Origin of the sequence: Aeribacillus sp. FSL K6-3256 (assembly GCF_037965805.1) — a bacterium.
Taxonomy (GTDB): Bacteria; Bacillota; Bacilli; order Bacillales; family Aeribacillaceae; genus Aeribacillus; species Aeribacillus composti.
Window position 1 is genome coordinate 1,405,248 of record NZ_CP150188.1, and the last position, 14,369, is coordinate 1,419,616.

Below are 14,369 nucleotides of genomic sequence, written 5' to 3' on the forward strand. Positions count from 1 at the left end.
TATAATTTACCTAATTCAATATGAACATCTTTTTTTCATATTTTGGTTAGAGAAATGAAAGCCAAGTACTTTTAAGCCGGTTAAAAGAGAGGATTATTTGGAATATAATGTAAACAAGGTGATTTCTGGAACTGCCAAAAAACGAAAGGGCAGTCTAGTTGTGCCCAACCCGCGATTGACATAAAGCTTCGTATGATCAACAGTATAAAAGCCCTCCGAAAAGGATTTTGCATAAGGAGGCGTGTAAAGCGGACCTATAAAAGGGATTTTTACTTGTCCTCCATGGCTGTGTCCAGATAATTGGAGATCAACATTGTAATTTTTTGCTTGAAGCACTGTATCAGGTTCATGGACTAAAAGAATAGCAAAATAGTTTTTGTCAATATTGCCCATTGTTTGATGAAAATCAGGTCTTCCAAGCATGACATCATCAAGGCCGGCGACAATCAATTTGCTTCCGTCAATCAGCTGTATCTCTTTTTTTTCATTTTGCAGTAAATGAAACTCTGCATTTTGTAATATATTGCGATAAACATCAGTGCCGTATCCGCCGTGATCATGATTTCCATAAATTGCAAATTTTCCGAAGTCGGCACGGAGGCGTTTTAAAATCGGGGCAATCTGATGCACAGCGGGATAACTGTTCGGCTCATCGATTAAATCACCAGTAAAAACAATTATATCCGGGTTTAGACGATTGATTTGATTGACGATCCGTTCCAGATTTGCAATTGTAAAGTCGTTATTTAGATGTGTGTCGCTGAATTGAACAATTTTCAAACCATCAAAACCTTTTGGTATTTTTGGATGAGAAACATTTATTTTTTTTATTTCTAGTCTTCCCGGTTCAATATATCTTGAGTAGATGTATAAACCGCTGCTCGCGAATAAACTGCACGCAGCCGTCCAGAAAAAATGCTTTAAAAATTGTCTTCTTGTCAACTTATTCATTCTTACCAACCATTTCAGTTTTTATAGCAATCGAAAAAATTATAACATAAAACTTTCAACATCTTGTTTAATGTTTTTTGACAAATCTTCACATGCACGTTTTTTCTGATTAACTATTTTGTTATCATCTATGGACAACATTAAAACAATCATTTGGAAAATATGATGAAAAAGGTTTAACTCTTCTGCTGGAGCGAGAAAGTCTTTAGGAATTGAGAAATGAATGGTGTAATTTTCATAAAACATAAAGGGCAGCTATGTAATGATTTAAATTTCTAGTAAAATTGCTATTAAGGAAGGAGGATTAAAATGGTGTCACTTTAAGGGAAAAACCTATTGTAAGAGGAAATGATGCAAGAAGATTTATTAATAAAGCAAAATTAATAACAGGCATTTGAAAGATAGAGCAAAAAATAAAATAAAAAATTTGCAAAGAGAAGGTATTAGTAATGACAAATATCTTCATAAAACCTATTGAATGAAAAGATATGGAAAAAAATAATAATGAGTCAATGATTATTAATGAAATGATGATACTGATTCATTTAAAACCAATAAAAATCAACAGTCTAGTTTTGAAATTGATAAAAAGAAAAAGTAAATTCGTTTATGTTGAATAACTAATTCAAATAATTTTAGAGGACACCTCAAAATCCCCTATTCGAATCAGCAAGTGAAAAACTCCATCCTTTTGAATATATTTTCTGCTTAGACGATTTTCTCCGTGTAGAAAAAAGTCATTTTGATGAATAGTTTTATCTGGACCCGTCATACTTATGGAAGTAATCACTTCATTTGCAAAGTCGTAGATCGGAGCAGCAGTGCTGAAGCCTTGATGAAACTCGTTCAAACAGATTGTAAATTGTTGAGATTAATGCCGTTAATTGTTTTTCGTTCATTCCTGTATATCTCTATCGGTATTTTAGCCAGAACACTCAAATTACTTTGTTTTCCTTCGGTCCGATGATTTTCGGCTATTTTTCATTTGCAAACGGAATGTTTCTGCTCTCTGTTCTTTTATTGCTCGGTTTTCTGCTTGTATGGTCATTGAAAAAACAAACTACTTTGTTGATTGTGGAAGCGGGCGCAAAACATAAAATCAATTGAGAGGCCAACCGTTGCATCCAGGATGGGCCTCATTCCAATTATGTAAAAATGGGAATGTAGCAAATGCGCAAAAACGGTTCTTCAACATTTTCTAATGTTCCAAATAATGCTATAATCATGTATCATATGAGAGTACAAGAAGCGGGGAGATGCCCATGGACCCACTAGATGTCATAACCAATACCGAAAAAATTGTGCCTTATTATCAGGCGATTTTTAGCGCAGATGAACAAAAGGTGATTGGCTACGAAATTTTAGGCAGAATTCATATGGAAGGGGAATACAAAAGCTTAGGCTTTTTTTTCCATGATGATTCGATCCCTGAAGAATACCGAATGGAAGTAGATGATACAGTCGTCAAAAAAGCATTGGAGGAAATGAAAGAACTGGATGATGATCTTCTCATTTTTATAAACAGGGATCCAAATCTGCTTATGATCGATCACGGCGAAAGCTTTTTAAATTTGCTGCTGGAAGAAAAAGAGAAAGGGCTTGATTTAAACCGGATTGTTCTGGAAATTACGGAACACAATTATTTAGGAGATATCGAACAGCTCCATCATTTGCTCACTTATTACCGGACTTACGGAATCAAAATTGCGATTGACAATATTGGGAAAGAATCGAGCAATTTGGACCGCATTGGGTTATTATCTCCTGATATTTTGAAAATCGATTTGCAGCCATTAAAATTAGCTTCACCCAGCCAATCGTATTTCGATGTTTTATTTTCGATTTCACTACTTGCGCGCAAAATCGGTGCGACGCTTTTATATGAAGACATCGAGGCAAACTTTCAATTGCAATATGCGTGGAAAAATGGCGGAAGATATTATCAAGGATATTATCTTCATTATCCGGAAAGAGAATTTATTGATCGATGTGTTCTAAAAGAAAGACTGCAGCAGGAATTCAACCATTTCATTCAATTTGAAAAGAAAAAGCTTGAAACACTTTATTCATATTCCGACCAGTTTCATCAGCGGGTGTCACAACTAGTGAACAAATATAAAAAAGCTGTCAGCCAATTTGACGAATTAATTACCCATTTAGCAGAAGAGCTTGGCGACATGAGCTTTCGTATTTATATTTGTGATGAAAACGGGTTTCAAAAGTCAGGAAATATTTTCCGAAAAGAAGACCGATGGATTTTTCAAAAAGAATATTATATGAAAAATTGGAGCTGGCGCCCGTACTTTTTAGAAAATATTATTCGCATGCGCGTCAACAAAAAAGGGTTTTTAAGTGATTTGTATAGTGATATCGAAACAGGGGAGACGATCCGCACGTTTTCCTATCCGCTTGATGACGATCATTATTTGTTTATCGATATTCCATATTCTTATTTATATGAACAAGACGGTCTCCTTTGAATAAACCCCCCTTTTTTCTCAAATAATAGAGAAAAAGGGGGGTTTTTATGCAATTTACGAATTTGATCTTCGGCGGTGTTTTTTTGTTAGTTTTGCTTGTTGGCCTGTTTTATACGTTACAAGTGGGCAGCCAGATGGAAAAAAGGCAAAGTGAGTATGATACAGAAGTAAGCGAAAAAGTTGAAAAGCGCCCGTATATTCGAAATCCGATTTTTATTGCTTATATCGTGCTGATTGCATTCGCGCTTTTTTATATTTTTTATATTAGCTTTTCAACTACTTGGTAGCCATAACTTCGCGTTATGGTTTTTTCTATTAAAGGAAATTTTGTTTTGAAAAATTTTTTTATAAAAAGTGTTGACATCGATATTGATAATCATTATCATTATAAATGTAAGACGAAGTAGTTCACAGACGTCTTGAAGTGAAACATCGCGGCTAAACCCCCGCTCCCCCTTTGTTACACATTCGGACGAGAAACCCGGCTTTGGAGGCCGGGTTTCTTCTTTCTCTTAAAAAAATGATAATTGACAAGGAGAAAGGGTGGTATTATATTATATTTGTATAAGAAAATGATAATCATTATCAATTTGGAATAAATTGGAGGTTTTCCATGATCCGCCTATACACAGATCGTTTACAAATTTCCTATGGCAATCGACTGATTGTGAAAGATATGAAAATTGAAATTCCAGATAAAAAAATTACAACGATAATCGGTTCCAACGGCTGTGGAAAATCCACTTTGTTGAAAGCAATAACTCGGATTATTCCGCACCAATCCGGTCGAATTATTCTTGATGGCGAGAGTATTTTAAAGCAGGATACGAAAGAACTGGCGAAAAAAATGGCCATACTTCCTCAATCACCAGAAAGTCCAGCCGGCCTTACCGTTGGAGAGCTTGTATCTTACGGCCGCTACCCATATCAAAAAGGCTTCGGCAGATTAACAAAAAAAGATCTTGAGGTCATAAACTGGGCTTTAGAAGTTACGAAAACGGCCGATTTTAAACACCAGCCAGTCAATGCGCTGTCAGGCGGTCAAAGACAGCGTGTCTGGATAGCGATGGCGCTCGCTCAAGAAACGGACATCATCTTTTTGGATGAACCGACCACTTATTTAGATATGGCGCATCAGCTTGAAGTACTAGAGCTTCTACAGCAGTTAAACAAAGAGCAGGGGCGGACAATCGTCATGGTGCTTCATGATATCAATCAAGCAGCTCGTTTTGCCGATTATATTATAGCGTTGAAAGACGGACAAATTATCAAAGCCGGGACGAGTGACGAAGTAATCGACTGCAACGTGCTGAAAGAAGTATTTCAAATTGATGCTGTAATAGGACGGGATCCCCGAACAGATAAACCAATATGCATCACGTACAATCTAATAAAAGGAGAAGAAAAACATGAAAAAACGTCTTATTCCAATTCTGTTCTTGTTGGTTCTCATAGTTAGCGCTTGTGGTAATAAAAAGGAAGACAGCGCTGAAAAGAAAGAAGAAAAACCTGAAACGATTACATATCAATCGGAAAACGGTCCTGTTGAAGTCCCGGCTAATCCTAAAAGAGTCGTTGTTCTCTCGTCATTTGCCGGAGATGTGATGTCTTTAGGAGTAAATCTCGTTGGTGTTGATTCATGGTCAAAAATGAATCCGCGCTGGAAAGACAAATTGAAAGATGTTGCAGAAGTATCTGATGAAGATTTAGAAAAAATCATTGAACTAAATCCGGATTTAATCATCGGATTATCGACGATTAAAAATGTAGATAAACTGAAAAAGATAGCGCCTACTGTTACGTTTACTTATGGAAAAGTCGATTATTTAACACAGCATATAGAAATCGGCAAGCTTTTAAATAAGGAAAAAGAAGCAAGAGAGTGGGTCGAGGATTTCAAAAAAAGAGCTGAAGAAACAGGAGAAGAAATTCGCGCGAAAATTGGAGAAGATGCAACTGTTTCAGTCATTGAAAGTTTTGATAAGCAATTATATGTGTTTGGGAACAACTGGGGAAGAGGAACAGAAATTTTATACCAAGCCATGAAGCTAAAAATGCCTAAAAAAGTGGAAGAAAAAGCTTTAAAACAAGGTTATTATGCTTTATCGACTGAAGTGCTTCCGGATTTTGCAGGGGATTATTTAATTGTCAGCAAGTATTCGGATGCTGATAACTCTTTCCAAGAAACAGATACTTATAAAAACATACCGGCTGTCAAAAACAATCGCGTGTTTGAAGTAAATGCTAATGAATTTTATTTCAATGATCGACTGACATTGGAATATCAGCTTGAATTCTTTCGAGAAAAATTTCTTGGAAAAAATAAGTAATAAGAAGAAGAGAAATTCAGCAGGCATGAATTTCTCTTCTTTCCATCTAAAAATAGAAGAGATGAGATGTATGTTAAAAAACGATTCTGCTTCATTTTTCTTTAAATTCATATTCGCAGTCATTTTGCTGATTGGTTCGTTTTTTTTAGCGATGGTGTTTGGAGCGGCAGACACTAGTGTAAAAGATGTTTGGCTGGCGCTAACGACAAATGCGGCTGGTAAGACGATTGATATGATTCGGGAAATTCGTCTTCCGCGCGAAGTCGGCGCTATTTTTGTCGGCGCTTCTTTATCAGTAGCCGGAGCAATCATGCAAGGATTGACTCGCAATCCATTAGCAGATCCAGGATTATTAGGGCTGACAGCCGGAGCAAATGCTGCACTCGCTTTGACAATTGCCCTTTTTCCGAACGCAAATTACTTTAGTATGACCATTGCGTGCTTTATTGGAGCAGCAGCTGGCGCCTTTTTAGTTTTTGGAATCGGTGCGGTAAAAAAAGGAAGGATTTCTCCTTTTCAAATCGTTTTAGCGGGGGCTGCTGTGTCTGCTTTTCTTTTTGCCGTCGCGGAAGGAATCAGCTTATATTTTAATATTTACAAAAATGTTTCGATGTGGACAGCTGGAGGACTTGTCGGTGCAACATGGAAACAGCTCAAGATCCTCATACCGATTGCTCTCGTTGGGATCACCATTTCTCTTTTTTTCTCAAGGCAGCTGACCATTGTAAGTTTAAATGAAGAAGTGGCAGTCGGGTTAGGACAAAAAACGGCACAAATAAAAATGGTGCTGTTTATCATCATTATATTGCTTACTGGTGCATCTGTCGCCCTTGTTGGGAATATGGCATTTATCGGTTTAATGGTTCCGCATATCGTCCGTTCGGTCGTAGGGGCCGATTATCGTTATATTCTCCCAATGTCTGCGATATTCGGCGCCTGCTTTTTATTAATCGCTGATACGCTTGCCAGAACGATTAATGCTCCTTACGAAACACCAGTGGCGGCCATTGTTTCCTTTTTAGGTTTGCCTTTCTTCCTGTTCATTGTGCAAAAAAGGGGGAAAGCTATCACATGATCATACATCCGGCAATTGTAAAAAAGCAGCGGCTGATCATACTTGTTCTGATTCTTTTAATTGCTGCAACGGCCATCATCGGAATGGGATTAGGCACCTCCTCCGTCTCGATGAATCGCTTGCTTCCAACTATTCTCGGCCACGGGACGTTTAAAGAGGAGTTCGTTTTATTTTCCGTCCGCTTGCCGCGGATCATTGTGACCTTATTGGCAGGAATGGCTTTGGCGGTTTCCGGGGCGATCTTTCAAGATATTACTAGAAACGATTTGGCTGAGCCGGGGATCATTGGGATTAATGCCGGAGCAGGAGTAGCTATTGCAGTGTTCTTTTTATTTTTTCCAATTGATGTCGGCTCATTTGTGTATTTACTGCCAGTCGCAGCTTTTATCGGCGCTCTTTTAACGGCAGGGGCTATTTACGTTTTTTCTTATGATCGAAATGCCGGTTTAAACCCCGTTCGATTAGTCCTTATCGGTGTCGGCTTCGCCATGGCTTTATCAGGAACCATGATCGTCATTATTTCTTCTGCAGAACGGCAAAAAGTTGATTTTATCGCCAAATGGCTGGCAGGGAACGTATGGGGGGCAGATTGGCCGTTTATTTTGGCAATTTTACCTTGGATTGTCATTTTGATTTCGTTTATTGCTTTCAGAGCTCAACAATTAAATTTATTAAGTTTAAACGATCCTTCTGCTGTCGGGGTTGGCTTGAAGATTGAGAGGGAGCGAATTACGCTTCTATTGGCTGCTGTCGGGCTTGCCGCAGCTGCGGTTTCTGTAACGGGAGGTGTAGCGTTTATCGGTCTTTTGGCACCCCATTTAGCACGGTCACTGATTGGTCCCCGCAATCAACTTTATCTTCCGATTGCGATTTTGTTGGGAGGGTGGCTTCTACTACTAGCAGATACAATCGGGCGAAACATCGCACTTCCGGACGGCATCCCAGCGGGCATTATGACAGCTTTAATCGGGGCGCCCTTTATCTATATTTTATTGAAAAAATCATCATGATCGAGGCACATTTCGTTTAGAAAAGAATGAGGAAAGGAATAAAATAGCTGATAGTAATTTAGAAATCTTCCATTACTCCTATGTGTCGGCTGGCTGTTCATCCTTTTTTAGCTAGACGGCATCTATTTGCTTACATGATACTCGTAATACATCTGGCTGGAAGTAAGACAAATTGATGCCTTATTTAATAAAAATTGGGCGGCAGGAGGGCTGAGATCTCCCTCCGCCGTTCCTGCCTTAGTCAGTGTGAAAAAGTTTGCCTCATAGACTCTCTTTAAATGCTCATTTTTTAGCAGAATTCAAGAAGTTTGGCAGTTGATCGAACATTTTACTGAAGGTAATGACAGCTTCTTTTTCTTCTTCGTTTTATGTGCAGCCTTTCATAAAGAGTATTTTTGTCTCCAAGAGCTTCAACCGTGATGATTTAAAATTGAACATTTTTCCCACCTAATGACGCATTGATTAGCATCTTTCAACTCTTTGTCCTAATTCGAGCTGTCTGACGTACAAAATGACCGGAAATACAGCTCTACATGATCTTTTGCTCTAGTTCAACTATTTTTGAGAAAGTTTGGCTGGCTTCATTGTTCGCTTCCGCCTCAAAGATTATTGAGCAATGGGTCCATGTTTCCCATTTCATTTCAATCAAATCTTTTCATATAACAGAGAGAGCATACGGTTTCAAAGGGGAGAAGCCCTCGCATCAGTTCCAACACTTTATTGGCGAAGAAACGTATCTATCATTTAGAATCAGTGTAAATAAACACAATTGCCGGAGCCAGAGGAACTGAATGCAGCGGTTCGAACGGTGATGTCATTTAATCGACTTGGTTAATTAAACAAAAAACAATCTGCACATGCTCCAGCTTCGGGCTTCTGATTCGATTTCCAGCTTCTTGTAATTGAAAGCTGCGAAAAAAGGAATATTATTTTTCATGATGTAAGCAAATTTCGACATAATTTTAAAGCTGCTCATTATATGTTATGTTTAGGATGTTTTTTAAAATGAAGGCACTGGAGGATGAATAACGATGCGAGCTGTTCAACCGGTATTGTCTCTAGAAGAAAAGCAATTGCTTGTCGCAATTTTGTTTCGCAACCATTTTGCGATTGAATTGGTTGTGAGCGAAATCAATGATATTGAATGCGGAAAAAAAGAGTTTGATTTATGTACATACAAAATTAGTGGAGCTTTATGACAAAATCCGTTCGCATACGTAACCTGTATCCTTGTGAGGACCAGTTTTTGAGTATGAGAGGCATCTGAACGATGCTCTTTGCAAGAGCATCGTTTTTCGCAGAAATGTAAGTTTATCACGTGATAAAACGCTTACATAATGATATCATAAAATAGGAAGTTTCTTTTTGGTAAATGGAACACATTTTCCAGATCATATGTTATGATTAAAATGAAATGTCAAAGTGAGAGGAAGAAACGAATGACAAAAGTTTTTTCTGAAGAATTTACAAATATTTCGATTAAAGATTTGATGATACCTGCAGACAAAGTGGCTCATGTCCAAATGGGAAATAACTTAGAGCATGCATTATTAGTGTTGACGAAAACAGGCTATACAGCTGTTCCGGTTTTGGATGCTCAATATCGCTTGCACGGGCTGATTACGACGAATTTGATCATGGATTCAATTTTAGGATTGGAACGAATCGAATTTGAGCGTTTGCAAAATATGAAAGTAGAAGAAGTAATGAACAAAGATGTTTCCAGATTGAATGTATCGGATGATTGGATGAAGGCGCTGAAGCTCGTTATTAATCATACGTTTGTATGTATAACGAATGAGGACGGTGTTTTAGAGGGGATTTTTACAAGAAGGGTCATCTTAAAAAAGCTCCATAAACAACTAATGATATTAAATTCCAGGTTTCCCAAATAAAAACGCCCTTGCCGGCGTTTTTATTTCATATTGGCTCAATAGTTTCGAATCCATCCAACCTTCAAATAATGAAAATATAGATATTGTTTTTTGGGGAAAGCAATTGAACGAATGCGGATGCTATGGCAAAATGAATTCATGCTTACAAACGATTGAAAGTGATTTTCAAATGAGGTGATCGTGATGAAAGAGGCGCTTATTGACAAAGATAGGGGAAAACTAGACCATAAAGAAACAAAGCGTCCGTTCGTTTTAGCTGCCGTCATGCTGGCGATGTTTATGGCTGCAGTTGAGGCAACGATCGTTTCCACAGCAATGCCTGCCATTGTCGCAGAAATTGGCGGTTTTTCAAAATATAGCTGGATTTTTTCTTCCTATTTATTAATGAATTCCGTAACGATTTTAATATATGGTAAATTGGCGGATTTGTTTGGAAGAAAACCGATTTTTGCTTTTGGCATCATTATTTTTTTAATTGGCTCTGTGCTTTGCGGTCTCGCCGATTCGATGGAAACTTTAATTATATACCGTTTTATACAAGGGATTGGAGCCGGAGCTGTGATGCCAGTCGCCACAACAATTGTCGGCGATATTTATACAGTAGAAGAAAGAGCCAAAATACAAGGATATTTGTCCAGTGTATGGGGAATTTCTGCAATAATCGGCCCCGTTTTAGGTGGCTTGTTCGTTGAGTACATAAGCTGGAAGTTTGTATTTTGGGTGAATGTTCCTTTAGGCATTTTATCAATGGCAGGAATCGGTCTGTTTTTGAATGAACGCATTGATAAGAAAAAGTCGAGCATTGATTATGCAGGCGCCATGTTCATGCTTATTGCGATCAGCTTGTTGATGATCGTCCTTGTCGAAGGAGGAGTCCGCTGGTCTTGGACTTCCTGGGAGGTTGCGGCGTTATTAGCTGTTGCATGCTGCTTCTTTATATTGTTTATTTTTCAGGAAAATCGGGCCGATGATCCGATGATGCCGCTTTCGCTTTGGAAAAATCGCTCCATTTTGCTTGCGAATGTAACGTCCTTGACGACCGGGATGATGCTTATGGGCATTTCCACCTTTTTGCCGACATTTGTGCAAGGTGTTATGGGAAAATCGGCAATGGTGGCTGGATTCACGCTGACAACGATGTCAATCGGATGGCCGATTGCCTCAACAGTAGCGGGGAGGATTTATTTAAAAGCCGGTTTTCGTGCCACATCAATTTTAGGAGGCATTTTTTTATTGGCCGGCAGTCTTGTCTTTGTTATGCTTTCAGCAGATGACGGACCTGTTCATGCTATGATCGGCTCTTTTTTACTCGGCGTCGGAATGGGGCTGACATCGACCTCGTTCATTGTATCGATTCAATCGGCAGTTGATTGGAAAGAACGCGGAATTGCCACCGCCACCAATATGTTTATGCGAAATCTCGGCAACACCGTCGGCGCCGCTTTGCTCGGCGGGATTTTAAACAGCAAGCTGCAAACATATTTGGAGGAGAATAGTGCTGGAAAAAACTTAAACATTGATTCGGCCAACAACCTATTGAATCCAGAATCAGATCTTTCCGGTCCTATAAAAGAGGTGCTTGAGTCTGGTTTGAGCATTGCTCTTCACCATGTTTATTTCGTCGTCTTTTTATTAGCAATTTTGAGCATTCTTTTTATTTTCTTTCTTCCTAAGAGAGAATTAAAATGAATGTTTTTTGCTAAACTTGTTATGACGGAAAAGCAAAAATATTTTATAATGTTTTTGAACTATTGAATCCACTAAGGAAAGGGTTTAGCGATGCAAATTTCGGAATTGCAAATCCTTGTGACTTTGTCTGAAGAAAAAAATATGAGAAAAGCGGCTGACCGACTTTTTGTTTCCCAGCCTGCTTTGTCGCAGCGTCTTCAGTCGATCGAAAAAGCATGGGGATTTAAAATTTTTTTGCGCTCACAAAAGGGATTGACTCTTACACCGGCAGGAGAAAAAGTTGTCCAGTTTGCAAAAGAAATGATTGAAAAGGAAGAGAAGGTAAGAGAGGAAATTTCTGTTTTGGAAGGAGAAGTGTACGGGACGTTAAAGCTTGCAGTGGCATCTATAATCGGCCAGCACTGGCTTCCAAAAGTTTTGAAAAAATATGTACAAAAATACCCTCAGGCGGAAATTTCACTTATAACCGGGTGGTCAAGCGAAATATTAAAATGTTTATATGAAGATGATATCCATATCGGAATCATACGCGGAAACCCTGATTGGAAAGGTTTTAAACAGCATTTGCTGGAAGATACTTTGTATTTAGTTGACACAGAAATTCAAAGCATCGATGATTTAGTACACACAGAGCGGCCTTTTATTCAATTTAAAAGTGATTCTACATACTATCAAGAAATACAAGAATGGTGGCACAGGCAATTTAAAAACCCGCCAAAAAGGACAATTGTCGTTGATCAGATCGAGACGTGCAAGCAAATGGCGTATCATGGTATAGGCTTTGCGATTTTGCCTTCTGTCAGCATTGATGAAAAGGATGGTTCGATCTTTCGACTGCCGCTCATTGATCATGAAGGAAAGCCGATTAAAAGGGATACTTGGTTGATCGGGCATGAATCATCGTTAAAGCTTAAACAAGTGCAGGCGTTTATGGAAATCGTCCATCAATTTATTAATGAATGATAAATTTGCTTGTCAATTGATTCTTTTCTTTGATACAGTAATGGGGGTACAGAAAAACAGAGAGGAGTATTGCGATGAAAATGATGGATGCAAACGAAATTATTTCATTTATACAAAACAGTAAAAAAACGACTCCTGTAAAAGTTTATGTAAAAGGTCAATTAGAAGGAATCAACTTTGGAGAACAGTCCAAAACATTTATTACTGGAAACACAGGCATCATCTTTGGAGAATGGTCTGAAATTGAACAAGCACTAGCAGAAAACAAAGATAAAATTGAAGACTATGTTGTTGAAAATGACCGCCGGAACTCAGCAATCCCGCTTCTTGATTTAAAAGGCGTAAAAGCGAGAATTGAACCAGGTGCAATCATCCGTGATCAAGTGGAAATCGGCGATAATGCAGTCATCATGATGGGGGCAGTGATCAATATCGGCGCCGTCATTGGTGAAGGAACGATGATTGACATGAATGCAACATTGGGCGGCCGTGCAACGGTTGGTAAAAACTGCCACATTGGTGCCGGAGCGGTTTTAGCTGGTGTAATTGAGCCGCCTTCTGCAAAACCTGTCGTAATCGAAGATGATGTTTTGATCGGAGCAAACGCCGTCATTTTAGAAGGTGTAAGGGTAGGAAAAGGCGCGGTTGTTGCAGCTGGTGCTGTTGTAGTGGAAGATGTTGAACCGTACACAGTTGTTGCAGGTGTTCCTGCGAAAAAAATTAAAGATATTGACGAAAAAACGAAAGCGAAAATTGAAATAAAGCAAGAATTGCGGCAGCTCTAAATTCGAAGCGTGGACAGCGTCCACGCTTATCCTTTAGGAGGGGACTCATATGAATAAGGATGCGCTTATTGCCATTCGCCGTGATTTGCATAAAATACCTGAACTCGGATTTCAAGAACATAAAACACAAAAATATTTATTAGATTATATTCATTCGCTGCCGAACGAAAGGCTTGAAGTGAAAACATGGAGAACAGGTATTTTCGTGAAGGTCCATGGAACAAATCCTCGAAAAATGATAGCCTACCGGACAGATATTGACGGATTGCCGATTGAAGAAAAAACGGGGCTTTCATTTCAATCAGAACATCCAGGCTTGATGCATGCTTGCGGTCACGACTTTCATATGACGATCGCTTTGGGGGTTTTAACTCATTTCGCCTATCATCCGATTCAAGATGATCTGCTATTCATCTTTCAGCCGGCAGAAGAAGGGCCTGGCGGTGCAGAGCCGATGCTAAACAGCGAGATTATGCAACAATGGATGCCGGATATGATCACTGCGCTTCATATTGCTCCGGAGCTTCCGGTTGGAACTATCGGAATGAAGCCTGGACTACTTTTTGCCAATACGTCCGAGTTGTTTATCGATTTAACCGGGAAGGGAGGCCATGCCGCTTTTCCGCACACGACACATGATATGGTCGTCGCTGCTTGCGCCCTTGTCACCCAACTGCAATCCATCGTTAGCCGCAATATAGATCCTTTGGAAAGTGCTGTAATTACCATTGGAAAAATTGCAAGCGGCACGATACAAAATATAATTGCCGATCATGCCAGATTGGAAGGAACGATTCGCACATTTTCTGTGGAATCGATGGAAAAAGTGAAAAAGCGGATTGAAGACATGGTCAAAGGTATAGAAATCGGCTACCAATGCAAAGCAGAAATTGACTGGGGTTCGATGTATTATCAAGTGTGGAATGATGAAGCGTTATCAAAAGAATTTATGGAGTTTGTCCAGAATGAAACAGAAGTTCAACTCCACGTATGCAAAGAAGCGATGACTGGGGAAGATTTCGGCTATATGCTGGCGAAAATTCCGGGATTTATGTTTTGGCTTGGAGTTGATTCTCCTTACGGCCTTCATCATGCGAAGCTTTCACCAAATGAACAAGCAATCTTTAAAGCGGTCGATCTTATTTGTCAATATTTTGAATGGAAAGGCAATAAATAGAAGATTCATAGCCT

General features: G+C 39.0%; 13 protein-coding genes. 12 read left to right on the forward strand and 1 reads right to left on the reverse strand.

The genetic code is table 11. The features are described 5' to 3' along the window. Positions 1–93: 93 nt before the first annotated feature. A complete protein-coding gene (locus NSQ84_RS06835; RefSeq protein WP_327873979.1) occupies positions 94–951 on the reverse strand; it encodes a metallophosphoesterase in 858 nt (285 codons plus the stop codon). A 1,256-nt stretch (positions 952–2,207) separates the two neighbouring features. Here NSQ84_RS06835 and NSQ84_RS06840 point away from each other — a divergent pair. The 12 genes from NSQ84_RS06840 to NSQ84_RS06895 all read left to right on the forward strand — a co-directional run bounded on the left by NSQ84_RS06840 (position 2,208) and on the right by NSQ84_RS06895 (position 14,355). Next, positions 2,208–3,431: an EAL-associated domain-containing protein gene (locus tag NSQ84_RS06840; protein WP_066247984.1), complete on the forward strand. Its 1,224-nt coding sequence runs from the start codon at positions 2,208–2,210 to the stop codon at positions 3,429–3,431. Positions 3,432–3,478: 47 nt separating this feature from the next. After that, the gene (locus NSQ84_RS06845) at positions 3,479–3,718 is read left to right on the forward strand and encodes a hypothetical protein (RefSeq protein WP_094245557.1); all 240 of its coding nucleotides are present in this window, start codon (positions 3,479–3,481) and stop codon (positions 3,716–3,718) included. A gap of 326 nt (positions 3,719–4,044) precedes the next feature. Beyond that, positions 4,045–4,890, forward strand: coding sequence for an ABC transporter ATP-binding protein (locus tag NSQ84_RS06850; protein ID WP_066247988.1), 846 nt, complete (start codon positions 4,045–4,047; stop codon positions 4,888–4,890). Continuing rightward, a complete protein-coding gene (locus NSQ84_RS06855) occupies positions 4,841–5,761 on the forward strand; it encodes an iron-hydroxamate ABC transporter substrate-binding protein (protein WP_063389453.1) in 921 nt (306 codons plus the stop codon). The genes NSQ84_RS06850 and NSQ84_RS06855 overlap by 50 nt, the downstream gene beginning before the upstream one ends. 70 nt (positions 5,762–5,831) lie before the next feature. Then, entirely contained in the window at positions 5,832–6,836 is a 1,005-nt protein-coding gene (locus tag NSQ84_RS06860) for an iron ABC transporter permease (RefSeq protein ID WP_063389317.1), read from the forward strand. Next, entirely contained in the window at positions 6,836–7,846 is a 1,011-nt protein-coding gene (locus NSQ84_RS06865; RefSeq protein WP_339212747.1) for an iron ABC transporter permease, read from the forward strand. The genes NSQ84_RS06860 and NSQ84_RS06865 overlap by 1 nt, the downstream gene beginning before the upstream one ends. Before the next feature lie 1,031 nt (positions 7,847–8,877). Then, complete coding sequence (gene abbA, locus NSQ84_RS06870) at positions 8,878–9,045, forward strand: antirepressor AbbA (protein WP_235600508.1); 168 nt, start codon at positions 8,878–8,880, stop codon at positions 9,043–9,045. A gap of 240 nt (positions 9,046–9,285) precedes the next feature. After that, positions 9,286–9,741: a cyclic-di-AMP-binding protein CbpB gene (cbpB, locus tag NSQ84_RS06875; RefSeq protein ID WP_063386842.1), complete on the forward strand. Its 456-nt coding sequence runs from the start codon at positions 9,286–9,288 to the stop codon at positions 9,739–9,741. Positions 9,742–9,924: 183 nt separating this feature from the next. After that, complete coding sequence (locus NSQ84_RS06880) at positions 9,925–11,430, forward strand: MDR family MFS transporter (RefSeq protein WP_327873270.1); 1,506 nt, start codon at positions 9,925–9,927, stop codon at positions 11,428–11,430. A gap of 90 nt (positions 11,431–11,520) precedes the next feature. Further along, on the forward strand, positions 11,521–12,393 hold the full coding sequence (locus tag NSQ84_RS06885; protein ID WP_063386844.1) for a LysR family transcriptional regulator: 873 nt from the start codon (positions 11,521–11,523) through the stop codon (positions 12,391–12,393). A gap of 74 nt (positions 12,394–12,467) precedes the next feature. Then, a complete protein-coding gene (dapD, locus tag NSQ84_RS06890; protein ID WP_063386845.1) occupies positions 12,468–13,178 on the forward strand; it encodes a 2,3,4,5-tetrahydropyridine-2,6-dicarboxylate N-acetyltransferase in 711 nt (236 codons plus the stop codon). Between the two features lie 49 nt (positions 13,179–13,227). Continuing rightward, positions 13,228–14,355 carry an N-acetyldiaminopimelate deacetylase gene (locus NSQ84_RS06895; RefSeq protein WP_066248000.1) on the forward strand — a complete coding sequence of 376 codons (1,128 nt, stop codon included), beginning with the start codon at positions 13,228–13,230 and terminating at the stop codon, positions 14,353–14,355. Positions 14,356–14,369: the final 14 nt, after the last annotated feature.

Excerpts from the sequence above, each read along its gene's own strand:
- NSQ84_RS06835 (WP_327873979.1), bottom strand. The coding sequence starts at position 951 with ATGAATAAGTTGACAAGAAGACAATTTTTAAAGCATTTTTTCTGGACG.
- NSQ84_RS06840 (WP_066247984.1), top strand. The coding sequence starts at position 2,208 with ATGCCCATGGACCCACTAGATGTCATAACCAATACCGAAAAAATTGTG.
- NSQ84_RS06845 (WP_094245557.1), top strand. The coding sequence starts at position 3,479 with ATGCAATTTACGAATTTGATCTTCGGCGGTGTTTTTTTGTTAGTTTTG.
- NSQ84_RS06850 (WP_066247988.1), top strand. The coding sequence starts at position 4,045 with ATGATCCGCCTATACACAGATCGTTTACAAATTTCCTATGGCAATCGA.
- NSQ84_RS06855 (WP_063389453.1), top strand. The coding sequence starts at position 4,841 with ATGAAAAAACGTCTTATTCCAATTCTGTTCTTGTTGGTTCTCATAGTT.
- NSQ84_RS06860 (WP_063389317.1), top strand. The coding sequence starts at position 5,832 with ATGTTAAAAAACGATTCTGCTTCATTTTTCTTTAAATTCATATTCGCA.
- abbA (WP_235600508.1), top strand. The coding sequence starts at position 8,878 with ATGCGAGCTGTTCAACCGGTATTGTCTCTAGAAGAAAAGCAATTGCTT.
- cbpB (WP_063386842.1), top strand. The coding sequence starts at position 9,286 with ATGACAAAAGTTTTTTCTGAAGAATTTACAAATATTTCGATTAAAGAT.
- NSQ84_RS06880 (WP_327873270.1), top strand. The coding sequence starts at position 9,925 with ATGAAAGAGGCGCTTATTGACAAAGATAGGGGAAAACTAGACCATAAA.
- NSQ84_RS06885 (WP_063386844.1), top strand. The coding sequence starts at position 11,521 with ATGCAAATTTCGGAATTGCAAATCCTTGTGACTTTGTCTGAAGAAAAA.
- dapD (WP_063386845.1), top strand. The coding sequence starts at position 12,468 with ATGAAAATGATGGATGCAAACGAAATTATTTCATTTATACAAAACAGT.
- NSQ84_RS06895 (WP_066248000.1), top strand. The coding sequence starts at position 13,228 with ATGAATAAGGATGCGCTTATTGCCATTCGCCGTGATTTGCATAAAATA.